The sequence below is a fragment of the Streptomyces sp. CC228A genome (assembly GCF_021390935.1).
Classification (GTDB): Bacteria; Actinomycetota; Actinomycetes; order Streptomycetales; family Streptomycetaceae; genus Streptomyces.
Genome location: NZ_JAJPUI010000005.1, coordinates 166,728 through 192,292, shown reverse-complemented (window position 1 = coordinate 192,292; position 25,565 = coordinate 166,728). Strand labels below are relative to the sequence as shown.

11 protein-coding genes, 1 tRNA gene, 1 pseudogene and 1 riboswitch are annotated in these 25,565 nt (G+C 70.7%); of the genes and pseudogenes, 4 read left to right on the top strand and 9 right to left on the bottom strand.

The window, feature by feature from the left end:
- Positions 1-75: 75 nt before the first annotated feature.
- The 5 genes from L6E17_RS16300 to L6E17_RS16280 all read right to left on the bottom strand — a co-directional run bounded on the left by L6E17_RS16300 (position 76) and on the right by L6E17_RS16280 (position 12,433).
- Positions 76-5,643 (bottom strand): DEAD/DEAH box helicase, encoded by a 5,568-nt coding sequence (locus L6E17_RS16300; protein ID WP_236241486.1) that lies wholly within the window; start codon positions 5,641-5,643, stop codon positions 76-78.
- Positions 5,640-6,731 carry a hypothetical protein gene (locus L6E17_RS16295; protein ID WP_236241485.1) on the bottom strand — a complete coding sequence of 364 codons (1,092 nt, stop codon included), beginning with the start codon at positions 6,729-6,731 and terminating at the stop codon, positions 5,640-5,642. The genes L6E17_RS16300 and L6E17_RS16295 overlap by 4 nt, the downstream gene beginning before the upstream one ends.
- Entirely contained in the window at positions 6,728-9,610 is a 2,883-nt protein-coding gene (locus tag L6E17_RS16290; RefSeq protein ID WP_236241484.1) for a hypothetical protein, read from the bottom strand. The genes L6E17_RS16295 and L6E17_RS16290 overlap by 4 nt, the downstream gene beginning before the upstream one ends.
- A gap of 931 nt (positions 9,611-10,541) precedes the next feature.
- The gene (locus L6E17_RS16285; RefSeq protein ID WP_236241483.1) at positions 10,542-11,249 is read right to left on the bottom strand and encodes a B3/4 domain-containing protein; all 708 of its coding nucleotides are present in this window, start codon (positions 11,247-11,249) and stop codon (positions 10,542-10,544) included.
- Positions 11,250-11,596: 347 nt separating this feature from the next.
- Complete coding sequence (locus L6E17_RS16280; protein WP_236241482.1) at positions 11,597-12,433, bottom strand: DMT family transporter; 837 nt, start codon at positions 12,431-12,433, stop codon at positions 11,597-11,599.
- Between the two features lie 122 nt (positions 12,434-12,555).
- On the opposite strand from L6E17_RS16280, the gene L6E17_RS16275 reads away from it, so the two are divergent.
- From L6E17_RS16275 to L6E17_RS16265, 3 genes are all read left to right on the top strand, one after another.
- The gene (locus L6E17_RS16275) at positions 12,556-13,140 is read left to right on the top strand and encodes a helix-turn-helix domain-containing protein (RefSeq protein ID WP_236241731.1); all 585 of its coding nucleotides are present in this window, start codon (positions 12,556-12,558) and stop codon (positions 13,138-13,140) included.
- A gap of 241 nt (positions 13,141-13,381) precedes the next feature.
- Positions 13,382-13,455, top strand: a tRNA-Met gene (locus tag L6E17_RS16270).
- Positions 13,456-13,761: 306 nt separating this feature from the next.
- Positions 13,762-13,896, top strand: a riboswitch (cyclic di-AMP (ydaO/yuaA leader).
- A gap of 12 nt (positions 13,897-13,908) precedes the next feature.
- Positions 13,909-15,132, top strand: a complete 1,224-nt coding sequence (locus L6E17_RS16265; RefSeq protein WP_236241481.1) for a M23 family metallopeptidase — start codon at positions 13,909-13,911, stop codon at positions 15,130-15,132.
- A 567-nt stretch (positions 15,133-15,699) separates the two neighbouring features.
- Here the strand turns inward: L6E17_RS16265 and L6E17_RS16260 are convergent.
- The 4 genes and pseudogenes from L6E17_RS16260 to L6E17_RS31505 all read right to left on the bottom strand — a co-directional run.
- Positions 15,700-17,055, bottom strand: coding sequence for a PrsW family intramembrane metalloprotease (locus tag L6E17_RS16260; protein ID WP_374109066.1), 1,356 nt, complete (start codon positions 17,053-17,055; stop codon positions 15,700-15,702).
- Between the two features lie 133 nt (positions 17,056-17,188).
- On the bottom strand, positions 17,189-18,130 hold the full coding sequence (gene trmB, locus L6E17_RS16255; protein WP_236241729.1) for a tRNA (guanosine(46)-N7)-methyltransferase TrmB: 942 nt from the start codon (positions 18,128-18,130) through the stop codon (positions 17,189-17,191).
- A gap of 269 nt (positions 18,131-18,399) precedes the next feature.
- Positions 18,400-19,596 (bottom strand): L-2-hydroxyglutarate oxidase, encoded by a 1,197-nt coding sequence (gene lhgO / locus L6E17_RS16250; protein WP_236241728.1) that lies wholly within the window; start codon positions 19,594-19,596, stop codon positions 18,400-18,402.
- A 179-nt stretch (positions 19,597-19,775) separates the two neighbouring features.
- Positions 19,776-20,723: pseudogene (locus tag L6E17_RS31505) on the bottom strand (MFS transporter); the annotation flags it as partial.
- A gap of 1,953 nt (positions 20,724-22,676) precedes the next feature.
- On the opposite strand from L6E17_RS31505, the gene L6E17_RS16240 reads away from it, so the two are divergent.
- On the top strand, positions 22,677-25,553 hold the full coding sequence (locus L6E17_RS16240) for an asparagine synthase-related protein (RefSeq protein ID WP_236241480.1): 2,877 nt from the start codon (positions 22,677-22,679) through the stop codon (positions 25,551-25,553).
- Positions 25,554-25,565: the final 12 nt, after the last annotated feature.

Genomic DNA, 25,565 nt, shown 5'->3' with positions numbered 1-25,565 from the left:
ACGTCACACGAACGACGGTTGCGGATAGCGACGACAGGACCGCCACCAACGCCTTGGCGCTGGCGGCGGTCCAGATCAGCTCAGCGCCTGCAGTACCTGCTGGCTGGCGAACGGCAGATTGCGAGAGATCACCATGTCGTCGATCAGACGGACCAGCACGTTGCCGGACTGCTTGGCCGCACGCAGACCGTCAGTTGGCGCCAGATCAGGACTTAGCGGGCCGTGCACGCCCAGGATCCACTGCTGGTCACCATGCCTTGCCAGGATTGGCGCGGTGATCGTTCCAACTCCCTCAACGTCGATCTTGGCCCCTCGGGCGAAGGAAACTTGGTCGAGCGCTCGGCTGTTGAGGTCCTCGTAGAGCTTGTCGGCCGATCGTTCGAGTCGCTCCTCGTCCAGACTCGGCGGGGTTCCGTGGATCAGGTAGCGCAGCAGACTGGCACCGACGTGCCGGTCAAGGAGGTTGTGCTCGAATCGGTTACGGAAGCTGCGTAGACAGCGGTAGCAGGACTCGTCGCAGTTCGCCGGGCATTCTTCGAGTCGCTCCAGCGTCCGTTCAAGGATTTCCATTCCGTAGTCGTTGACCCGTCGAGCGAAGCCAGCACCACCTGCGAGCGTGTCGTACACATAGATCTCGGCCTCAAGGCCTTCTTTACCGAGGGGAGTCAGTGCAGGACGGTACTCTGCCTGTAGTTCCGTCGCCTCGATATCGAGCTTTTGGGTCGCGGCGATCGTCAGCGCCTCAGCGACCGTACGGAGCGCAACGTGTGTCGACAGCAGAGCTGGCCTCAACGTGATTGGCGAGGCCACCTTCAAGCGAACCAGAAGCACATCCGAAATAAAGTCAGTTCCCAGCACCAGGCCCCGTGTTGAGGCTGTGCCGGGACAGTCGGGGGCCTTGTCGTCGGGGTAAGGCTTCTTGTGCGTACCGACGACCACCCCAGTCGCAGTCGCAGTCGGCTCGATAAGCCCGCAGCGCGTGCAGTAGGTGTATCCCTCGTTGCGTGGGCCGGTGTTGGTGACGAGCAGGGTTTCGCGGCGGTACGTCTGAGCCAAGCGATCGGTGACACGCTGCCAGGCAGTCTCCTCGGTCGGCCCGGGCGCCATGAGTTTGGCGCGTGTGGCGTAACTGCGGGCCGGCGCGTCGTCTGGGCTTGTGCCCGGTGCCTTATCGGCCGGGTGCGCAAAGCCTGGCGGTCGCATCCAGTTCTTAGCCTTGCCGAACTTGCCCTCGGCGCCGCAGGCTGGACAGTCACGCTCTTTCCCACGCTCTGCCGGGTCGTGAGGGAAATGCTTGGCGTAATGGCACACCTGGCACTCGAAGTACAGCAGCTTGTCCCGCCAGGCCTGAAAGCGTTCCTCTTGGACCGGTGCGTAGATGGCACCGGAGGTCCACTCCTTGTTATCAACCCACACCACTTTGCCAGGTGCGTACTGGCTGAGGGCCACCGGGAGCCCCTGGCTGGGCGCATAGTGGAACTCGGCCTTGAACGGTGTTGACCGATCGAGATCGAAGACGTGGAAGGCCACGACATCGGTCGGGAACGCGTAGCGCGGCAGCACCCCCTTGTACAGCAGTCGATCAAGCAGGTTCGTCTGGCTCCGCCGGGCGCTCGGCTCCTCGGCGCCGTCTTCGGCGGGGCCCTCTGCCTCCACCTCATCGGGCTCCGGTGAGGCGTCTCCCTCGGAAGCAGCCGGCAGACTCCCGTCGAGGTCCAGGTCAAGGGCTTTGTCGATCTCACGGAGTGTGCTCGTGACGACACCGCTCAGAACGGCCTCGCGGTCCGCCTCACTCAGTTCATAGGGAAGCCACGACGCAATCTCCTCACGCAGCGCGTGCTCCTCGGACCTCAGCCACTCTTCCAAGTCGGTCCGATTCAGGGGGGATGCTGTCCCTACGAATGCCTCCACAGTGCCGAGGACTTCGAAGAGCTGCGGCTGCTCGTCGGGCTCGATTGCTGGCAGCCGATCTTGGTGATAGCGCTGTAGCAGGTAAGCGATGACATGGCGACGCGCGATTTCGTCATTGTTCATCGTCAGTACCGGGTCGTCGACTTCACCGCGGATCATGAGCGCTGGCTGACGGAAGTAGTGGTCGTCATGTGTGTCGGCGCTTCCGAAGGCCAATACGGTGGCGACAGCGTTGCCTCTACGCCCCGCCCGCCCTGCGCGCTGCTGGTAGTTGGCACGCGATGGGGGCATGTTGCGCAGCGCGACGCCGGTTAGGCTGCCGATGTCGATGCCGACTTCCATCGTGGTCGTGCAGGACAGAACGTCGATGGCGGCGCGTGCCTGCTCGCCTTGGCGGGTCAAGCCGAGGTCGACGTCCTGGAACAGCAACTCGTGTTCTTCCGCCTTGGAGAATACGGCGTCGGACTGGGCGGCATTGAGTTGTGCCGTGTGCTCGGCGGCGATGATGCTCAATGGAGGCTCAGGCGGTTCACTCAACGCCCGGGACGCACTGGCGCGGTAATAGCCCTTCCGGGCTTGGAAGACGGGATCAGTGTCGGGATTTAGCGTGCGAACCCGATCGTAACCGCAATTGACGCACCGGATCGTGCCGGGAAAGGGCCGCTGCGTGAAGCGGCAGCGCTCGCAATATCCCCACATTCCACCAAGTTCCAGGGCAACGTTCTGGGCCAACAACCGAAACTTGCCGGCCACTGGTTCGCAGAACGTTTTCAGCAACGTCTGCAGCCAGTCGTCCGCGAACTTCTTCCTCGCCGCCTTCGAATCGAGCCAACGCTCGATCGATTGGAACTTACCCCTGTGCGGTTTGACGCCGCCCTTCGTCCTCCCCCATTCACCATCGGTCATCGAGGGGAACCAGATGCCGCGGGTTGGGCTGCTCCACTGCGCTAGCCACAACCGGACGAGCGCGAGCTTGGCCTCGGCGCTGTTTGCGACCCCGTCGATGTCCGGCAGTTCCGTCAACAATGTATCGGTGAGGTCCGCCCGCTCACGGAGGGATGCCAGGCCCAGGGACGACAGCCCGTAGTACTTGTCCGTTAGCGTCGCGTACATCGCCCTCAACAGCGACTGCGGCGGATTGGCGGTGGTGAGCAGTGGCACCAACCCAGCAGGATTGCCTGAGAGCGCACCGTTGTCGATTGCCTTCGCGACCGTGTCCAAGACATGGAGCGTCTCCATGGGGCGTAGTTCCGGACGCAGCCGCACCGACAAGACTCGCGCTCCGACCATGACGGCCACGTACAGACGCTCCAAGCTGAGCGACGGCGCCAGGAACGGTTGATTCGCCAGCTCCTGCCACCCGCGCAAGATCAGGGGCCGAATGGCATCGCGCATCGAGTAGCTCTGAAGATTGGGTGCAAGCCGCGCAGCAACCTGCCGGGAGTCGGAGAACGCGAGCACCTTGCGACCGCGCAGCGGCGCAAAGTCGGTGTACGGCTGGGCACCTGGCGGTTGGACCTCGAGCTGACGTGTCACCAAGGCTTGGAACGGCTGGTCTCCCTTCGTCTGGTGATCCTGCACCGAGGAACGGCCGGGCCCAGCGAGTTGCCCGCAGACACCGCAGGGCTTGAACTCTCCGTTCGCCTCCGCCTCACCGTCACCGCCATCGTCGTCACCCTTGACGACCTCTCCCCTTCGAAGCCGAGGAATGAAGACGCTGCGGACGCGGGCACCGAGTTCTTCTGGATTGAGCCGGCCGGTAACGAGATCGATGTCGGCGGGCTCGACTTCGCCATCGGAGGGGTCCTCAAGTAGTAGATCGAGTGCCTCGAGTTCGGGGATGGAACCCGATGCGGACTCGAACGATCCCCCCGGCTCGTGCCATAGGTACGACGGCTCGATTACGTCGTCGGTATAGGTCCGTGCATAGGCGGAGCCGCAGTGCCTGCAGGTGTACAGTTCGAAGACCCGGGCACCACAGCCGCAGGTTGCCCTCGGCTGGGCGTAAAGCTTGCCAACCGGCCCCGGCTCCGGGTGCACTTCCCGGTCAACCTCCGGACAATCGGGGTCGATACACGCCCACAGGCCAGGCAGCCCACGAAAGAACGCATGCACGCGACATGGCAGCAGGCCCGCGTCATCCGCCGATCGTCGCGCCGCACTACCCAGCGCTACCAGGGAAGATACAGCCCTATCGGCAAGCTCCGTCTCAACAGTCGGGAAAATGAGCGCGCCCAACTCACTTACCGGTTGTGCCCGCTGCATCGTCTCGTTGACGAGCAGATTCATCGGGCCGAATCCGCTGAGAGCATCGTGCAGCAGTTCACCGACCGTGGCGCTCTCTGTCACGGCGACTTTTCGATAGTCCAGAAGCCCCTGAACGGCGGCGACGCGGGCCTCGTCTTCCTCACCCTCGTAGAAGTTGTGCATCGGTACGGCAGCGAGACTTTGAGCGTCCTGGAGGCTCCCCGGCCCAGCGAGCTCTCGGAGTGCGAGACGACCTTCGACCGTCCTGAAGTCGGACTCGGATTTGCCGCTCAACTGCGCAGCGAACTGACGCGCGTACTCAGGGCTCGCGAAGCTCGCACTCGTACAGATCACCTGCAGGCGCTCGGGCGCGATGCCAAGCCTTGCGCGGAGCCGGCGCAGCAGGAGAGCAACCTCGGCGCCGGCTGCGCCGCGGTAGAGATGGGCCTCATCGATGACCAGGAGGAACTTCTCGTCTGGGTTGTTCGCCAGCCAGGCCCGCGTCGCATCGAACACCGGCCGCTCAAGCGGGCGCATCAACATGTACTCAAGCATCGAGTAGTTCGTGATCAAGACATCCGGAGGTGCGTCGAGCACCTCGTGGCGCGTCAGGAGTTCGGGGTCGTTGGGCTGAAGCACGGCACGGACGAACTCGCCATCCCTGTTCTTCCAGCGGGAGCCACTTTCGCCGTACCAGGCCTTCAGATTTGGCTTGGCCGGCCACTTGCCACGTGATCGCAGCTTGTCGATGAGAGCTGCCGCCTCGCCGTGCCCCTGCGACGAAGGGTCGTCTGCCCGGTTGATGAGGTGAACGTAGAAGTCCTCGATCGAGCGAAGCCGTTCCTGGTCCTTCTCAACCTTCCGTACGCCCGGGTACAGGGTTCGGCTGGTGTAACGGGCGAAGCGTGCTGGGCGATCGGCCCACGCGCTGAACTGGGCCGTGACGCGCGGATCGCCGAGCAGGAGCCGAAGACGACCCAACTGGTCATTCACCAGCGCGTTCATCGGATAGAGGATCAAGGACCGCACAGCCGGAGCGGCGAAGGAGTCGGGCCTGCTCGCCGCCTCTGCTGCGAGCTTCGCCAGCATCGGCAGGAGGAACGACTCGGTCTTTCCTGAGCCGGTACCAGTGGTGACCGCAAGGCTAAGGCCGTCACGAGTCGTCCACTCAAGTGCCTCGGCCTGGTGGGTATAGGGCGGGTCGTACAGCAGTGGCTTCAGGTCACCAACGTGTGTTGTCAAGCTGCCGAAGAGCGCTTGGACAGGTGCAGCGAGTTCGAGATCACCAAAACTTCGGTTCGTCTGATAGCGGGGGGTGCTCTCAATGAAGGGCGCTCGGAACAGCACGCCCTCTTGTTCGAGCAGCACACGACGCTGATCGATCACGGTGGGATGCCCCACGTGATAGGTCGCCTCGATGTAGTCCCGAAGGGCCGCCTGAATCTTGGTGACCGTCTCCGCGATCGTTGGCGCTTCCACTGTCACGCCACCCCTCCCTCTTCTCTGACGTGCATCCACAGCATGTCAGTGACGAACGCCGACATCTCGCCGATCACCGAGATCGGTACGCGATACGACATCAATGCGCCTCTCGCCCGTGAGACGGGGGTTCCCACGAGCTCGAGGTAGCGCTGAGCCCAGCCGGGCACAGGCCCGAACAGGTCCAGCAATCGGCTCCCGGGCGCCCCTGCAGCGGACCGGACGTGCATCACCTGCGGGTTTCCGATCACGGCATCGATGGCTGCCTGGAAGCGCCACGCTTCGTCGTACGCCGTCGCATCAGAGGTCTCAACCGGCAGATCCACAAGTGCTCGAGGCACGCCACGCTCGATCCGTACAAGACACCACAGGTCTGCACCGTAGGCCTGGGGCCGGCGAGCAACGAAGTCGCCGGAGTCGCCGTCCGAGGGTGGTCGCCAGCGGCCGCGGTAGTAGTGAACTGACGCCCCAGGATCGATGATTGTTAGACCGCTAACATGGCCAGATTCTGCAGCCTGGTCCAGGCGCTGACGCATCGCAACGACGACAGCGGCTGCGCGATCCGCACTCGGGTGGTTGAGCCAGTGCTCACGTCGGATCTCACGCAGGCCGGCGGCACGCAATCGGATAGGACCCACCTCTGGGTCCAGCTCTACGGACCGTGTATGGCCCTCGTACAGTACCCCCGTGTCAACAGACTCATCCACGAGCGGGGAGGCGTTGGGGCGTACGCCCAGCAAGAGGTACTGCCCGGGAGCCTTCGCCACGTACGAGGGAGGAGCCAGGTAGAGCTGGCGACTGCCACGATCCTCCTGGCGAGGGAGTTCGACCAGGTCACCAATCGACACCAAGAGATCCAACTGCTCTGCCACCTGGCCGCGAGTAACCAAGCAGGCCTCGTCGAGAGGGCTGATGGCTTCAAGGACGGCTTCCACGAGTCGACGTGGCGTCGCCGGACACAGGAACGAGGCCGCTCGGCGAAGCGAGGCGCATATCGCTTCGGTCGAGAACAGGTCAGTAGCCGTCTCATCCAGCCCCAGCGCACGGACCGCCCGCTCCGCAGCATGCGTACCACTGACCGGAGTTATGTTCATCGGCTACCTCCGATAACTGGCTGGTTCGACGCCTCTCGTAGGTCTTCAGTCCCGAGCACAGCGAATCGAGCTGCCCGAATGAGCGCAGGAGAGTGCAGCACACAGTCCAGGAGCTGGTCTCGTTCGGTCTCGTCCCAACTCACAAGAGAGCCCGGTCTGGTCACAAGAGGAAGCAAGAAGTCTGCTGCGGTGTTCGGATCGTCGATGCCACTAGCTGCAGCGATGATGCGGATCGCACTGGCGAATCCCTCGCTCAGCGCTGCCGGTGAGTCCGCCCATTGCCAGAGGTGGCTGGCAATCTGCTGAGCCGCAGCACGCTGCTTCGGATTCTGACCCACGAGTTCCCGCATTTCGTCCAACACATCCGGCGGCTTGCGATCGCCGACAGGAATGCGTTTGCGCTCCAAATGAGCCCACCTGTTTCCTGCGGCAAGAGACACAAGGGTCGTCGTGATTGTTTTGAGAACCTGTTCCCGCTGATGACGGGTGAACGGATCTGCTGGCGCATCGGCGTGAAGCCATCGGTGGTGACCAAAGATGAGTCGCTTCATCTCGGAGAGCGACTTGTCTGCGTACCGGATGATCGGACGATGGTTTAGTCTCTGGCGCATCCGGTTTGGCTCGGGTGGCAAGACGATGGCCGCGGTCACATTGCCAGACGTCGCCTGCAGCAGCCCTCCATTCGTCGGGACGACAATTGGTCGACGGGAATCGCAGCGCTCGCCGGTCAGAGGTGTCTCCACCGGAAACAGGAGCACCTGAGTGTCATCCCTGCCCGTCCGATCGATCAGACGTGCCTCATGCTCGCCATTGTGCCGCTTGGTAAGCACCCAGCGGAGCGGATGGAAGCCACGTTCGCAGACCAGGGACGCGAAACCTACTCCGCTCCGGGACACCGATACTTCGCACGACTCGGCCTCGTCGTAGACGGCGAGCAGCTTTCTCTTGTGCAGTTCCTGATCTGCCAACCGTTCCCACGCGCTGTCACTGAAGGGAAGCGAGATATTGTGATGCGCCTGTGCCAGCGTATTGCCAGCATCGTCGCGCAGCGCAATCATGAGTTCCGCCTTCGTATCTAGCGGACCGTCGATCGAGAGGCTCGCCCCACCATCCCAGAGCTCGGTCAGTTTCGGACGAGCTGGCGTGGCGAACAGCCGGATGCCTGCTCCCTCCGTAGTGTCATCCAGGTTCGTGTGTGGGTCGCAGATCGTGATTGCGAGCGAACCGCTTGCAACAGTCTCACCCATGCCTGCGTTCAGGAGCGTAACGTCCACCTCATGAGGGCCCAGAGCGAGGTCCTCAAGGGCGAAGATCAACTCTGGCTTGGTGGCAGGCCACTCGAGCACGATTGGGAGGCCGCCGTCGATCGTAACGGCGCACATTTCCGTCGCCTGACTAGATCGCACCGCGAGCAGCGCCGGCTCCCCAGCGAGCCACTCGACAGCGCCCTCGCCGTCCCAGGCCCCGGGGACGAGCCCGACGGGCCGAATCGACACATCCGTCACCACTGACAACTCGGCCGTCGCAAGATTGGCGATTTCCGCTTCGCCAATAACTTCTGGAATCTTCACCTCGAAGGCGTGCACTCCTTCAGCCAGAATCGTTGCTTTAATGGCGTACGGCAGCGCCGGCGGTTCACTATCGAGTCGTCCGACTAAGCAATATTCGTGGCCGGGTCGCACGAATTTTCCCTTTACCTCAACGGCTAGCCCACCCGGTTGCTTCCGGAAAACCCACCATGGGCCCTGGGTGATGGAGCAATGATCCGCGATCAGGCTGTTAACGACCGATGACCCCCGCTCCAGTTGGATAATGGGATTCTCGGGCCGAGGCCATGTGGATAGAGCCACTTCGCCCGGGTACAGCAGTTTTCCGCGGGGAAGCGGTTGGCGGCGACCCTCAATTTTCGGGCGACAATTCCGAAGTTCCTGACCAACTTGATCGTTCCGTGCCTGTAGCGGCGTGAGATCCGGCAGCTCCAATGAGGGACGCCAACCGCCGTCTACCCTCCGCAGGACTAGCTTCGGGTTAGTGACGGCCGCGAGTGGCCGCCGCCGGTTCGCGGGCCCCATGCTCGACTTCATAGGGAGAAATCCGCTTGAACGCACCAAGTTGGCGGAGTGCTTGGCACGGGTCAACCAGTTTCGCGACTGCCCTTCATTGGTCAGGTCGTCGACCAGGCGAGTGAGTGTCGATCGCACCAGGTACGGGGAGTCCTCCTCGTCGCCTGAGAGCATTGCGGCGGCCACCTGGCCGAGGAGACTCTGGTTGCTGCAGAAAATCTGGAAGCGTTCACTGTATCCGCCCGTGCGAGAAGCCAGGCATGCGCCAAGAGCGTTGGGATCACTGAGGAGCTCTGCTGTCAATACCGCGCGTGACTCAAACAGAAGCTGTGCGAACTGCCGTTGGAGATCGGCCGGCATGATTGCGTGCGTGATTGGCCAAGCAATGATGTTGAAGTTGGCCGCAAAGCCTCCCTTCGGCTCGGCCCCGCCGTAGTCGGTTGCGAATCGCTTGAACCATTGTTTGATGCGCTGGCGATTGGTGGGCACACTCCAACCCGGACTGCTTTCCCAGCCGGGTGTCTCCTGGGCGAAGAGTGGCCAGTATTCGTCTCCAACGTACTTATAGCCGATCTCTGCTGCGTGTACTACAAAGGGCAACCACCAGGTGCGGGAGCGAGTATCGAGGCCCTGCCTGACAGCCTCACGTACCGCAAGTTGGAGCAATTCGAAGTCGTTACTGCTGAGGTCGTGTTCCAGCGCAAAGACAGGAGCTGTGGGCTGGAGTGCTTGGCGATGTTCGTGAAGCGTCCGGAAGTGGTCATGCAGCCGCTTGTGCAGGTACTTGAGGACCTCTACCGAACCGTCACGCGCCATCCCTCCCATGCCTGGTGTCACCTCTCTTGGTTCTCGCATTGCCGTAGAGACAGTGTCCAACAGAGCACCGACGCCTGGGGAAGCGTGGCGCAAGATCGACTCCTGAGGGTGGGACCTGACGATGTCGTGTGCAGCATCGCCAGATGGCGTCTAGTGTGACAAGGCGTTGCTTCTGACAGGCAGGGGTCCAGCGTTGCCAGGCCGTCTCGGGCCAGCCGTCGTGGACGATGACGTCGGGTCGGTGACGAGGGCCGAGGGTGCGCTTACGGTGCCAGGCGACCCAGCCGAGAAAGGCGTCGAACGCCTGGGCGTCCCACCGCCCGGAGTCATGCTCGGCGAGGCGAGCGCGCCGGACCTCGTCGACGACATCGACCGGCACACCGCGATGCCGTCCGAAGGCCGATGCCTCGGTCCTGGTACTCCGGTGCGCGGCGTACCCACATCTCGGTCATGTGATGGCACCAGTTCCGGTCAGCACCCTGGAACCGGTGAGCTTGAACAGCATTGCGCCAGGGCACCAGTGTCCCTGCACTCTCCTTGACCGAGTCTTGCAACTCCCCGCGATGCCTGATGCGTTCCCCTGGAGACAACGCAGTGGAGGCGCCGGGCCGCTTGGCGCGACTTGTCCGATACTGACAACACGGCTGCCGCGAGGAAGCCGCGGTCGCTGTCCGGGACTGGGCTGTGACCGGTGGCGATCGGGGGAGCGCAAGGGGAGCGCGGACGCCTTTGGACGGTGCATCACCGGGCATGAGTAGCGGGACAGCGACATGTGCTCTGATCTGCGAAAACGGGATTCCGTACGACGGCGTGGCACAGGGCGTCATGATCCCGAGTGAGCTTTTAATCCGTTGGTTGTGGGTTCGAGTCCCACAGGGCCTACCAGTGAAGCCCCGGTCAGAAGTCTTCTGGCCGGGGCTTCTTGCTGTGCTCAGACGGCCGTCTCGGGCCGTGCGGGGTCGACGTGGTGGAGGGTGGTCCCTTCGGCGTGCGGGGCGAGCAGGGCACGCAGCTCGTCCGCCGCGGTACGGAGGAGACGGCCGTCCCGCGCGGCGTGCAGGGTCTCCAGGACGAAGGTGACGCGGCCGGAGTCCTCCGTGACGCGGGTGCGGTGGGCGTCGCGGTGGTTCCAATGCCGGGTCAGGACGCCTGCGCTGTCCGCGTAGACCACCTCGCCGGGCTTCGGGGTCTCGGTGGTGCCGGGCTCGCCGAGCGGGGTGAACGACTCGGTGCCGTCGGCGCGGCGGATGTCGACGTCCCCGACGACGTGGTCCAGGTCGAAGGCGCCCGCGGGCAGGCCGTGCCGGACGGAGGCGGCGTTGTACGCGTCGACGGCCGGGTTGATGCGCGGCAGCACCCCCCTCTTGGCGAGGCGGCGGCCGAGCGCGTCCACGCTGGGGCGGACGCGGCGGGGGTTGGTGCCGAAGGAGCGGTAGGCGGTGTGCCACGCCTCGATGCGGGGGTCCGTCTCGTCCGCGGGCCGCCAGCTGCCGTCGGCGAGCCGCCGTTCCAGGTCCTCCAAGGCGGCGGCGGCCTCGGGCCAGGACTCGCGGCCCCGCAGCCCGGTGGCGGTGACCAGGGCGATGAGGGTGCCGGGGAAGGCTTCCGCGACGGCGGGGGAGAGACGGAAGACGGTCATGGGCGGGACTCCTCTGTGCGGGAAGGCGGGAAGGGCGGGAAGTCGACGGGAGGGTGGGAGGAAGAGGCGGCGGGAAGGCGGGAACGGGGGTGCGGGAACGGGGGTGGGGGCGGGGCTGCCGACCGCGCGGGCGTGCGACTGCCACCGGATCTGCGGGTGGCGGCTTCGGCCGACCGTCGGCTGCGGGGCGCGGGGGTGTGGCTTCGGCCGGCTGTCGGCTGCGGGGCTGGGGGCTGCGGGTACGGGGTGGGCGCGACCGCTGTCGGCTGCGGGGTCGGGGTGCCCGCCGTCGGCTGCGGGTGCGTTCGGGCTTCACCGGCTGCGGTGGCGGGCGGGGCGCGGGGAGGTCAGCTGAGGGCGAGGAGGCTCACGGCGACCGCGGCGGTGCCGAGGCCCACGACCTGCCCGCGGTGGAGGCGTTCGGCGAGCATCCCGCGGGCGAGCAGGACGGTGCCCGCCGGGTAGAGCGCGGTGATCACGGCGACGACGGCGAGGTCCCCGCTGCGGGCCGCGAGCAGGAACAGCAGGTTCGCCACGGAGTCCAGCACACCGGCCGTCGCGGACAGCGCGTACGCGGGACGCTCCCGGCCCAGCCTGCGGTACAGCAGCGCTGCCGCGCACAGGGTGACGGCGGAGGACACGGCCCGGCCCACGATCAGCGGGGCCACCCCGCTGTCGGCCGGCGTCCGGTGCAGGAAGACCAGTTGCAGGGCGATGGCGGCGCCCGCGCCGAAAGCGAGCAGCAGCGCCGTACGGGACGGCCGCACCGCTCCGGCGCCGTGGCCGGCGCTGACCAGCACCACCGCGGCCAGCGCGAGCGGCAGCCCCACCAGTCCGGCCGCGCCCAGGTGCTCGCCCTGCAGCAGGCCCACGCCGACCGGCAGCGCGGCGGACACCAGCGCGGTCACGGGCGACAGCACGTTCATGGGGCCGATCGCCAGGGTCCGGTAGAGCAGGGCGAACGCGGCGGCGGAAGCCACCCCGGAGGCGGCGCCCCACGCCACGGCGCCGGTGCTGAACGAGGCGCCGAGCACCGGCCACAGCAGCAGCTCGACGGCCAGGCTGGCGGGCGCGGCGATCATGACGGTACGCAGGACGTGGGCCTTCCGGGCACCGAGGCCGCCGAGGAAGTCGGCGCACCCGTAGGCGAGGGAGCTGCCCAGGGCCAGCAGCAGAGCGATCACGGCACTTCCTCTTGCTTCACAACAGAACGACCAGACCGTACAACGGAACGACCGCCACCTGTCAACCAAACGACCGGGCGGTACATTGGAGTGGTCCACGTGCAAGGGGAGTGATGAGCGAGATGGCCGAGACGGAGGCAGCCCTGCGGGCGCTGGCCCACAACGTCAGGGCGGCCCGTACCCGAGCCGGCCTCTCCCTCGACGAGCTGGGCCGGCGGGCGCAGGTCAGCAAGGGTGCCCTGGTGGGCCTGGAGAAGGCCCAGGGCAATCCGAACTTCGCGACCCTGGTCCGGCTCGCCGACACCCTCGGCGTCTCGGTGTCCGCCCTCATGGAGGGGCCGGCCGAGGGCCGTGTCCGTGTCGTGTCCTCCGATGCCGTCGCCCCGCTGTGGCGGGGGCGGCGGGGCAGTGAGGCGCGGCTGATGCTGACGACCTCCGGCCCCGCCCCGGTGGAGGTCTGGCGCTGGCGCCTCGAACCGGACGAGGAGTACCCCAGCCACCCGCACCAGGCGGGCGTCGTCGAGACCGTCAGCGTCACCTCCGGGCGGATGACCCTGGTCGTCGACGGCGCCGAGCACACGGTCGCGGCCGGTGAGACGGCCGCGTTCGACGGCGACGCCCCGCACGTCTACCGCGGGGCGGGCACCGAGCCGTGCCATCTGGTGATGACCGTCCAGCTGCCGCCGGGCCCTCAGCCCACGGGCTGACGCGGGCACGGCGGTGAGCGCGCGGCGGGTGTGGCAGCGGGTTGTGGCGGTGGGGGCGGGGCGCGGGCTCGGCGGTCGTCGCCCCCGGCTGTCGCCCCGGCCGTCGCCGGCGGTCGGATGCAGGGCCGGTTCCAGCGCCGGTTTCAGTGCCGAGCCGGCGGTCGCCTCCCGGCTCGGATCACGTGGTCCGGCCGGGTGGTCAGCGGGCGGCCTCGGAATAGCGTAAGGTGGTGTTCACCGACGCGGGGTGGAGCAGCTCGGTAGCTCGCTGGGCTCATAACCCAGAGGTCGCAGGTTCAAATCCTGTCCCCGCTACTTGAAGAGACGAAGGCCCGATGCCGTGTGCATCGGGCCTTCGTCGTGTGTCGGCAATTTCCGGCCCGCCACTTTCCGTGAGGGAAAGGCAGCGCTGCGCATAACATTTGACACACCGTCAGGAAATAAAAGCCCGGTGCAGATTGCTGAATTCCGGTCAACTCAGCGCGCTATGTCCTGATTTCAGGGCCTTTAGTGCTGGTCGGCGGGCGGAAGGATCAGTCGGAACAGCTTGGAATACGGCCCCGGAGTCTATTAACGTTCGATAACGCAGTGCGGTTGTTGTAGCCGTCGCAGAGGCGGCACCGTGCGCATGCGCCGAATCCCGTGAGGGAACCGGGGAACCACCACCTTTGGGGTGAATCGGGCCGATGCGGCCCGTAGGAGACCTTCCTGCTCCGAACCCGTCAGCTAACCCGGTAGGCGGAGAAGGAAGGAAAGGAGAGCGCCCCCGTGGCGTCCAACAGGCCTGCCCCCGAGGCTCCTTACGGCACTTCGTACGACACGATCGGCACGGCTGCCACCTACGGCACGACTGCCGCGCACGGCACGATCAGCTCGACCGCCTCGTACGACACGATCGGCTCGACCGCTTCGTTCGCCCCGTTCGGTTCCCTCGGGCACCAGGACCCCTCGGACGGCCGCGAGCCCGGCGCCCCCGCGGGCGAATGGAACCCCACCGAGGAGACCGTGCGGCCCGTGCGCGGCCGGCACCGCGTCGTCAAGCAGCGCGGCGGCCTCGCCCGCAGCTCCACCGTCCTCGGTGTTGGTGTCATAGCCGCCGTCGGCGCGGGCGGCATGGCGACCGCCCAGGACAAGCCGCGCCTCGCCATCTCCCTCCCGGACCTGCCCGACGCGTCCTCCCTGCCGGGCATCGGCGAACTGGTCGCCGACGACGGCGCCGACGCCGACGGGGCCACCGCCCCGGCCGGTGGCGCCGCCGCCAACGATCCCGAGCCGCTCGCCGGGATCACCGCGGCCCTGCCCGCCGCCGATGCCCGCAGCGCCGCCGCGGACAACGGCGCGGGTGCGGGCGAGGCCCTGCGCGCCCGCATCCTGCAGCAGGCCGAACAGCAGCAGACCGCCGCCGAGACCGAAGCCCGGGCCGCCGCCGAGAAGGCGGCTGCCGAGGCCGCCGCCGCGGAGGCGCAGACGCAGCAGGCCGCCGCGGAGAAGGCCGCGGAAGAGCAGCGCAAGCGCGAGGAGGAGGAGCGCAAGCGCGCCGAGGCCGAAGCCGCCGCCAAGGCCGAGGCCGAGCGCCTCGCCAAGCTCGCCGCCAGCTATGCGCTGCCGACGTCCTCGTACACGATCACCTCCACCTACGGCCAGGCCGGCTCCATGTGGTCGTCCGGCTACCACACCGGCCTCGACCTGGCCGCGCCCACCGGCACCCCCGTGAACGCCGTGCACGGCGGCACCATCAAGTCGGCCGGCTGGTCCGGCGCGTACGGCTACCGGATCGTGCTGGAGCTGGCCGACGGCACCGAGGTCTGGTACTGCCACCTGTCCTCGATGACCGTGAGCGTCGGCCAGACCGTGGGCACCGGCGACACCATCGGCCGTGTCGGCGCCACCGGCAACGTGACCGGCCCGCACCTGCACCTGGAGGTGCACACGCCGGGCGGCGGCGGGGTCGACCCGCTGGCGTGGCTGCGCGGCAAGGGCCTCACGGTCTGAGCCTCCGGCCCGTACGGCTGCCCCGGACCGCCCACGCCGCTGCCTGCTTCCGCGCTCGGCTGCGGCCGGGGCCGGGCCCGCGGTGCGGCTCCGGGCCTGGGGGCCCGCGCTCGGCTCCGTGGCTGGGCGTGCTGTGCGCCTGTGTGGCCGGGCGCACCCGGCGCGGCTCGGCTCGGGCACCCGTGGTGCGGCTCAGCTCCGGGTCTTGTGGCTCGGCTTTCGCAGACCGGCTCCGGATCCCCGCGGGACACAGGCTCCGGAGCCCGGCGCCCGATGCACCGATGCCCGATGCCCGATGCCCGATGCCGGAGCCCGGAGCCCGGAGCGCGCTCCCCGCGCCCCGCACCGGAAAGCGGCACCGGACAGCGATACCGGCGCACAGCCGGTGACCTCCCGCGGCGCCCGCGGCACACGGCGGCTGCGGCTCACCGCGGCGCTGCGGATCACGCGGTCCCCGCGACCGCCCCGTGACCCCGGCGGCTCTGGCGGCACACCCCCGACGCCAGGGCCGCCGGCCTTCCCCGTACGGCCCGCCCGCCCGCTCCGGCGGACGGGTGCGCGTCGGCGTCACCGCCGGTACGGGTTGTAGCCCGTGTAGTCCCGGTGCGGCGGCGGTGTCCACGCCCGGCCGGTCGCCCGCGCCGCATACGTGAGGGCGGGGCCCGCCACGTCCTTGCGCTGCCACAGGTGGTGCAGCAGCTCCTGCTCGCGCGCCGCGAAGTCCGGGTCCATCGTGCCGCGCCGCGACCGGTACCGCAGGAAGGCCAGCGACGTCGCGAACGCCTCGTACTCCCCGACCGCCCGCGCCGCCGCCGGTCCGAGGAACCGCGCCGCATAGCCCCGGGCCATCCCGCGCGCCCGCATCGACGACAGGGCGAGAGGCTCGTCGGGGGCGATCCAGCCCGCGGACGCGTAGGCCGGGAGCTCCGCGGCGAGGGTCCGCAGCTCCCGCTGCCGGGTCCACACGGCGAGCCAGGTCAGCAGCCCCACTGCCGGCAGCATGAACGCCCCGTACACGAGGAAGAAGCCCCACGGTCCGAACACCGTCGAGCCGTTCCACAGCGCGTGCACCCCCATCGCCAGGATCAGCCCGAGCAGCGGCACCGCCACGACGACGACCCGGCGCCGCCGCCGGCCGGCGGCCACCGCGGCGGCGATCCCGAAACCTATGCCGGTGAACACGGTGAACAGCGGGTGCGCGAAGGGGGACATGACGACCCGTATGAAGAAGGTCGCCACAGTCACCGACTCGATGCCGGCCGTACCGACCTGCTGGTCCTCACCGAAGGCGCTGCCGAGGTAGAGGATGTTCTCGGTGAACGCGAAGCCGGTCGCGGTGAAACCGGCCACGACGACCCCGTCGACGAGCCCGGTGAAGTCCCGCCTGCGGAAGAGGAACACCAGCAGGACCGCGACCGCCTTCGCGCTCTCCTCCACCACCGGGGCGACGACGGTGGCCCCCAGGGTGTCCGCCGACGCGGGGTCGGCGGTGGCGGTGGCTATCCAGCGGGTCGCGAACGTGTTGGCCACGATCGCTATGAGCGCGGCGGCGAAGGCGCCCCACGCGAACGCGAACACGAGGTTCCGCCACGGGCCCGGCTCCACCCGGTCCAGCCACCGGAAGGCCGCCAGCAGCAGCGGCACCGGAAGCACGGCCAGGCCCAGCCCGACGAGGAAGCCCGCCGTGCCGGTCTCCTCACGGACCAGGGCCAGGATCACCAGGGCGCACAGCCCGAGCACGAGGGTCACGGCCGTGGCACGCACCGCTCTGCTGCGCCAGAACGCCCGCCGCGGCCGGTACCGCCACCGGGCACGCTCCGGGACGGCGTCGAACGCCGGCCCGGTCGCCTCGTCGTACGCGGGGATCACGGGCTGAGGTGCACGGCCCGCTGCGGGAAGGTGCTCGGTGCGCGACTCTGACACCCGTCGACCCTAAACGGGGCCACCGACAGTCGGCGACCGTGTTCCCACCGCCACCTCGGGCCGGAGGCACCGGAGTCCCTGCGCTGTGCCTGGGCGGTGCCTGGGCGGTGCCTGCGCTGTGCCTGGGCGGTGCCTATGCGGTGCGGCGGAACAGCAGGTCGTGGACCACGTGCCCCTTGTCGAGGCCCTGCCCCTCGAACCGGGTCAGCGGCCGGAACGCGGGCCGCGGGGCGTAACCCCCGCCCGGCGCCGTGTTCGCGAACGCCGGGTGCGCCGTGAGCACCTCCAGCATCTGCTCCGCGTACGGCTCCCAGTCCGTGGCGCAGTGCAGCACCGCGCCCGGCTTCATCCGCGTGGCCACCAGGTCCAGGAACGCCGGCTGGATCAGCCGCCGCTTGTGGTGCCGCTTCTTGGGCCACGGGTCGGGGAAGTACACGCGGACGCCGTCGAGGGCGTCGGGCCGCAGCATCTCCCGCAGCAGGATGATCGCGTCGCCGTTGGCGACCCGCACGTTGGTGAGGCCGGCGCGCTCGGCGAGCGCCAGCAGGTTGCCCTGCCCAGGGGTGTGGACGTCCACGGCGAGGATGCCGGTCGACGGGTCGTCGGCCGCCATGCGCGCCGTGGCCTCGCCCATGCCGAAGCCGATCTCCAGGACGACCGGGAGGCCGTCGAACATCGCGTCGAGGTCGAGGACGCGCTGCCCGTCGATGTCCAGGCCCCAGGTGCCCCACAGCCGCCGCAGCGCCTCGCCCTGCCCGGCCGTGACGCGGGAGCGGCGCGGCTGGAAGCTGCGGATCCGCCGCTCGAAGTGCGAGCCGGCCGGGTCCGGTGACGGGCCGCTGCCGTCCGGGAACATCCGGCTGCCACGGCGCGCCGGCGTCTCCTCCGTACCCCGGCCGTCGGGCCGCCCGGTCTGTGCCTCCAGGTGGTGGGGCCGCCCGGCGTGTGCTTCCGCCTCGGCCCGCGAGGGGGCGGAGGGCGGTGCGTCGGGCGCTGCGGAGGCGTCGCGCGCCTCCCCGGAGGGGACGGCGGACAGGGGCTCGGGCCGGGTATCGGGGCCGTGGCTGGTGGTCATCGCGGTGGGCGCACTCGTCGCAGGGGTCTCGGGCACAGTGCTTCCATAGTACGGAGCCGACGCGCGGGCCCCGCCGCCCGCGACTCCCGCCCCGAGGCGCCTGTGGCTCCGGCGCCGAGGTGCCCACGGCTCCCGCCCCGAGGCGCCTGCGGCTCCGGCCCCGAGGTGCCCGCGACTCCTGCCCCGAGGCGCCTGCGGCTCCGGCGCCGAGGTGCCCACGGCTCCCGCCCCGAGGCGCCCGGGTCCGCCCGCCTGCCTCGGGCGGCAGGTCAGGCGTCCTCCGCCAACCGGGCCAGCGCCAGGCGCGCCACCCGGCGGCCGATCGGCAGGGAGGCCGTCGCCGCGGGCGAGGGCGCGTTCAGCACGTGGACCGTGCGCGGCGCCTCGCGGATGAGGAAGTCGTCCACCAGCGTCCCGTCCCGCAGCACGGCCTGCGCGCGGACCCCGGCCGGCGCGGGACGCAGGTCCGCCGGGCCGGCCTCCGGGAGCAGCCGCCGCACCGCGTCCGTGAACGCGCGCTTCGACAGGGACCTGCGCAGCTCCCCCGCGCCGTACCGCCAGTGCCGGCGGGCGATCCGCCACGAGCCCGGCCAGGCCAGCGTCCCGGCCAGGTCGCCGGGCCGGACCGCGGACCAGCCATAGCCCTCCCGGGCGAGGGCGGGCACCGCGTTCGGCCCGATGTGGACGCCGCCGTCGACGCCCCGCGTCAGGTGCACCCCCAGGAACGGGAACGCCGGGTCCGGCACCGGGTAGACCAGCCCCCGCACCAGCTCCGGTCGCGCCAGTTCGTAGTACTCCCCGCGGAACGGCACGATCCGCACGCCCGGCTCGTCGCCCGCCAGCCGTGCCACCTCGTCGCAGTGCAGCCCCGCGCAGTTCACCAGCACCCGGGCCCGCAGCACGTCCCCGGCGGCCGTGCGGACCGCCACGCCCCAGGGCCGCCGGTCGACGGCAGCGACCCGAGCGCCGTAGCGCACCTCGGCGCCGGAGGCCGCGGCGAGCTGCGCCGCCACCGCCCCGTAGTCGCAGATCCCCGTCGTGGCGACGTGCAGGGCCGCCAGGCCCCGCACATGCGGCTCGTACGCGTGGATCTGCGCCGGGCCGAGCTCGCGCACCGGGATGCCGTTGCTGCGGCCGCGCTGGGCGAGGGAGTGGAGGCGGGGCAGCTCGGCCCGGTCGGTGGCGACGATCAACTTGCCGGTGACCTGGTGCGGCAGCCCGTACTCGGCGCAGAACTTCACCATCTCGGCCGCGCCGCGCACCGCGTACCGGGCCTTGAGCGAACCCGGCCGGTAGTAGACGCCGCTGTGGATCACGCCGCTGTTGCGGCCGGTCTGGTGGCGCGCCGGTCCGGGCTCCTTCTCCAGGACGGTGACCGCGGTGCCGGGTGCGGCCCGCGTCAGCGCGTACGCCGTCGACAGCCCGACGATCCCGCCGCCGATCACCAGGACGTCGCAGTCGAACATGCCTCCGCCGATCCCGGACACCTGTGCCACCTCCCACCCCGATAGTGCACTGGCCCGCTGACAACGCCGTTAAACCAGGGCGGGGAGGGGGTGGGACATGGATCACGCCAGGTCGGGCGCGTACCGCGCAGACGGCGCTGCGCGGTACGGGCGGCGCGGCGCGGTACGGGCGGCGCGGGTTACGCCGGTGCCGACAGGAGCGGCCGGGCGCGCTCCCGCAGCTCCGCCACGCGCGGCTCGTCGCCGTACGGCTCCAGCCGGTGCAGCAGGTCCCGTACGTACTCGGTGGTCCGCGCCGACGAGATCCGCCCGGCGACCTCCACCGCCCGCGCGCCCGCCGCGCAGGCCGCGTCGAGGTTGCCCGACTCCAGTTCGGCCACGGCGCTCACCACGAGGCGCAGCCCGTGCGAGCGCACGTACTCCTCCGTCGGCCGGGACAGGGCCTGCTCGGTGAACCTGCGCACCTGGCGCGGCGCCTTCAGGTCCCGGTAGCACTCCGCCGCGTCGGCGGCGAACCGGTCGTACGAGTAGAAGCCCAGCCACGACGGGTCGGCGTCGCCGTCGCGCGACCGCTCCAGCCAGCCCTCGGCGGCCTTCAGGGCCGCGCCGGCCGCGGCCGCGTCACCGGCCTTGGCGTGCGCGCGGGCCTCCACAAGCCGGAAGAACGACATGGTGCGGGCGGTCGCCAGTCCGCGGTTGCGCTCCACGGCCGCCTGGGCCAGGTCGACCCCTTCGTCCGCGAACCCTCTGTACGTGGCCTGGAGGGACATCGACGCCAGGACGTACCCGCCGAGCGGCACGTCGGCGGCCGCGCGGGCGAGGCGCAGCGCCTGGATGTAGTAGCGCTGGGCGGCCTCCTGCTGGCCGGTGTCGAAGGCCATCCAGCCGGCCAGCCGGGTCAGCTCGGCGGTCGCCCCGAACAGGGCCCTGCCGACCTCGTCCGAGTACGAGCCGAGGAGGAGCGGTGCGGCGTCCACGCGCAGGCACTCGGGCACCATCGAGGAGCGCCAGTCGCCCCCGCCGTACTTGGAGTCCCAGCGGCGGGCGTCCTCGGCGGCCTCCCGCAGCTTCGCCACATCGCTGTGCCCTACGCGCGCGTGGCCGCCGTCGGCGGGTTCGTCGGCCGCGACCACCGTCCCGGCGGCACCGTCGGCGGAGGGAAGCACGGCGGAGGGAAGCACCGCGGCACCCGCCGCCCCGGCCACGGGATCCGCGGCGGGGGCGCCCCGGGCGGCGCCGTCACGGGCGGCGCCGTCACGGACGGGGCGGGTGCGGATGGGGCGGGTGCGGACGGGGCCGTCACGGACTGGGCCGGTGCGGGTCCTGCCGCGGGGACACCCGCCTGAGGGGACGGTCCCGCGGCGGCCCTCCCCGCCCTGCGGGCCGGCGGACCGGAGGCCGCGGGCGGCAGGCCCCCTGCGGGGGTCGTGGCCGAGCCCCCGGCCGGGCGGTCGCGGCGCGCGGGGAAGGCTGCGGGGAGGTCTGCGCTGAGGGGCGGACGGCGGGGTGGACGGGGGCGCGGCGGTGGTCGCGGAGCCGCGCCGGACAGCGCCGGCCCGCTCCCCGGACCTGGTGGCGCCGGGTGTGCCGTCCGTGCCGCCCGCCGCCTGGGCGTCCGCCCCGGCGGACCCGCTGCCTGCCGTGCCGCCCGGCGTACCCCTTGATGCACCGCCCGGCGTACCACTTGACGTGCGCCCCGAGGCTCCGCCCGTCTCGCGGCCGGAGGCGTCGCCCGCAGTGCGCCCGGAGGCTCCGTCCGACGTGCGGCCGGGGGCGTCGCCCGGCACGGACCCGGGCGGTGCGCCCGCTGCACTCTGCGTGCCCCCGACGCGCCCTCGGGGCGCGGGGCGGGGCGCTCCACCGACGGGTCGGCGGGCGTGATCAGCCAGCGCGACGCGGGCGTGGCGTAGGCACTGACGGCGAACGACCCGGCCAGGGACTGCCAGATGCCGCCCCCGCCGCGCCGGCCCGCGAAGTCCAGCCGGTACAGCTCCGTCGCGGCCTTCACGGCCTCGCCGACGTCCCGGGGGAAGGCCAGGCCCACCTCGGGCGCCGGATCGGCGTCCGCGAGCCCGATCTCGTGCAGCGGCACGGGCCTGCCGAGCTTCTGGCCGATGGCGGCGGCGATCAGGTGCGGCGCGGCGCCCTGCGGGATCATGCCCTTGGACACCCAGCGGGCCACCGACGTCTTGTCGTAGCGCAGGGTCAGCCCGCGCTGCGCGCCGAGGTCGTTGACCCGCCGGGCGAGCCCGGCGTTGCTGATCCCGGCGAGGGCGAGAACGGTGCCGAGCTTCTCGTTCGGTCCGCGTAGCTCCCTGGACATGCGCCACCCCTCGACACCCAGACGGCCGCCGTGCCGCCCGGCATAGGCGCGCGGCATTCGTAAACCCAGCGTAGTTCGCCGCATCCCTACCGTTAAGGGGCGGTGTTCCGTATGGCGGGATTGTTGTGCGTAAGGGAAGTTGGCGTGCGCCCGCCGCCGGGGACCGTGCTCCCGGCGTGTGGCCGTGCGCCCGTCCGTGCGCTCTGGCCCGCCTCCTGGGGGCAGGGCTTCCATGGTGCTGCGTGGGTCGGCCCGCTGGACAGGGACCAGCGGGCTGGGGGACACCGTCGCCTCATTCCCCGCAGGCGACGGACGGTCCGGGAGGCGAGCAGCGCCTCCCGGACCGAGCGCACACATGACAGTTGTGTGCTCGTGAGTATTCGTGAGCACACGGCTCGACGACAGACGTACGGTGGTGCGGGCACGGAGATTGGCCGAATCATGCCCATCGTTCGACAGGTCGAACCGCGAACGCCGTGATGCGCACGGGCCTTACGTCATGATCCATCCGGATCCCGGCCCCGGCACACCCCTTCTGCGACGCGCGCCGCCCGGTCACGCCCCGGCGGTATCCGTACCCCGGCCGCCTCCCCATGGCCAATTGCCGGGGGCCTTTTCCCCTTTGCGTACGCGCCTCCCGGAGGACCTCCTGCACGCCCCTTGTCGTGGCAGCATGTCCTCATCGGAACGCTCGGCCCCTGCTGTGGCGGGTGGGCCGCATGCGGCTGGAGTTGTCCACACGCTGTGGAGGCGGGCGATGCGCTGGCTGGTGGGATGGAGCAGTACCGCCGCGCGCTTCGGCACGAGTTCGCCCGGCACAGGTGACACCACCGGCTCCTACGCCTCGGGTTCCCACGCCTCCGGCTCCTTCGGCGCCGGTGCCGGTGCCGGTGCCTACGCCACGGGTCCTCACGGCGCAGGTTCGCACGCCCCCGGTTCCTACGCCCCTGGTTCCCACGCCCACGGTTCCTACGGCGCCGGTCCCTACGGCCCCGGCTCCGACGGGGCGGAACCCCACCCCCCCGGCCCCCACGCCTCGGGCCGCTACGCCACCAGCTCCCCCGGTTCCACTCGCGACACAGGCGGCCACGGCGCCGGACGCAACGGAACGCCCGCCAACACCGCCGCCGCGAACGGCACCCGGCCCGGCGGCTCGCCGTACCACGGCACGACCGCCCACGACACCGGGCCCGACGGCGGCACCGGACGCCCCGGCCGCGGCGGCGGGCCCGGCTCCTCCCGCCCCGGCGGCATCCCCGGCCCGCCGGACGGCGCCCCCGCGGACGACGGCCCCGCCCTGCAACCCGTCGGCGGCCAGCTCCTCTGGGGCGGCCCCGACCCCCTGTGGGCCGTGGGGGACTGGCGCCCCGACGAGATCCGCGTCGTCACCCTCGCCCCCGACGTCCGCCTCGCGGTCCTCGGCTGCTGCGCCGCCGACGACGACGCGCTGAAAGTGGGTCTCCTCGCCGCCCGAGGCGGCGCCATCCGCCACCTCACCGCCTGGCCCGGCAGCTACACCGCCGTCGTCATGAACGGCCGCCGCATCACCGTCACCGCCGACCTCGCCGGCGCCCGCCCCGTCTTCCACACCCCCTGGGCCGGCGGCACCGCGTACGCCACCGCGGCCCTGCCCCTCGCCGACCTCATCGAGGCCCAACTCGACGTCGGGCACCTCGCCGCCCTGCTGGCCTGCCCGGAAGTCCCCGAGGCGCTCGGCGACTCCACCCCGTACACCGGCGTCAGACGCGTCCCGCCCGGCCACGCCCTCGTCCTGCGCGAGGGGTCCCGCGAGATCACCGGCTACGAAGCCGTCGCCTCCCTCGCCGTCGCCGCCCCCCAACGCGACCCGGACCAGGCCGTCGAAGCCGTACGCGACGCCCTCGTCGAAGCCGTACGCGCCCGTCTCACCGCCCCCCGGCACGCCCCCGCCGCCCCACCGCCCGACCCCGGACCCGTCCCCGGCATGGGGCCCGCCGACCGCCGCGCCGCCCGCGGCGCCCCCACGCCCGTGCCCGGCATCGGCGCCGACCTGTCCGGAGGCAGCGCTTCCAGCACCCTCGCCCTCCTCGCCGCGGGCCTGCCCGGCGTGCCCGGCATCATCCCCGGCACGTTCGGCACCTTCGGCGCCTTCGACACCCCGGCGGACCACGCGGCAGCGCGCTCACCGGAAGCACCCCCGCCACCACCCGGACCACCCCACCCCCGCGACCCCCTGGGCGCCACCGGACACACCACCCCCAACGGCACCCGACACGGCACCCACCACGGCACGGCCCACGGCTCCGGCCACAGCACGCACGGCACCGCCCCCGGCCCCACCCACACCACCAGGCACACCGCGGAAGCCGGCGAACGCCTCCTCGCCGTCACCTTCAACGACCTCACCGCCAACGGCCACGACCCCGCCCGCACCGCCGAACTCGAACGCGCCCGCACCCTCGCCGAGAACCCCCGCCTCCACCACGTCGTCGTCGCCGCCGGCGAGGAAGCCCTCCCGTACGCCGACCTCGACATCCCGCTCACCGACGAACCGGGCCCCGCCCTCGTCACCGCCGTCCGCCACCGCCTCCGCCTCGCCGCGGGCAGCGCCGACCACCTCACCGGCCACGGCGCCCGCCAGGTCCTCGACGCCCACCCCGCCCGACTCGCCGACCTCCTCATGGACCGCAGGCGCCGCCACCTGCTGCGCCCCGTCACCGCCCTCGCCAAAGCGTCGGGCGCGTCCGCCGGCGCCCTCCTGGTCCCCCTCACCGTGTACCGGGCCGCCCGCAAACTCGCCCGCACCCCCTACCGGTCCGGACTGGAGGCCGCCGCCGCCCGCCTCGCGAGCGGCCCCCGCGACGCAGCCGCCCCACCCGGCGGCCCCGAAGACCCCGCGGCCGGCAGCGCCGCCGACGGCGCCCGCCACCCTGCCGCCGTCCGCCACGGCCCCGTCGACGCCTCCCTCGCCGCCCTCACCTGGGCCCGGCCCGGCCCCGCCGCCCGGTGGCTCACCGGCGAGGCCCTCGCCGACGTCGCCGCCCGCCTCCACCAGGCAGCGGGCCGCCTCACCCCCGTCCACCGCCCCGGCGAGGCCCGCGCCCGCGCCGCCCTCACCCGGCACGCCGCCGACCACCGCGTCCTGGAGCAGGCCGCCGAGATCCGCAGCCAGCGCCTCCACGCCCCCTTCCTGGACAACCAGGTCGTACGCGCCTGCCGCGACCTCCCCGAATCCCTCCGCGTACGCCCCGGCGCACGCGCCGACATCCTGCGGGCCGTCCTCGCCGGCAGCGGCATCCACCACCTCCCGCCCGGCTGGGGCGCCACCTCGCACGCCCCCTCCGCCACCGCTGCGCACACCGGCCTGCGCGCCGCCCTGCCGCACCTGCTCGCCCTGTTCGACGCGCCCCTCCTGGCGGACGCCGGACTCATCGAGGCCCGCGTCGTCCGGCGCGCCCTCAGGGACGCAGCCGACAGCGGCAGCGCCGCGGCCGACGACCTCGACGGCCTCGCCGACCTGATCTCCACCGAGCTGTGGCTGCGCCGCCTGCTGGCCCGGCGCGGCACCTGCTGGACCGGCACCGGAGCCCCGCGCCAGCGCGCCGCCGCCACCGGTATCCCGCACCGCCCGCCCCGCCCCGGCATCCGCGCCTGAGCCGCGCTCCGG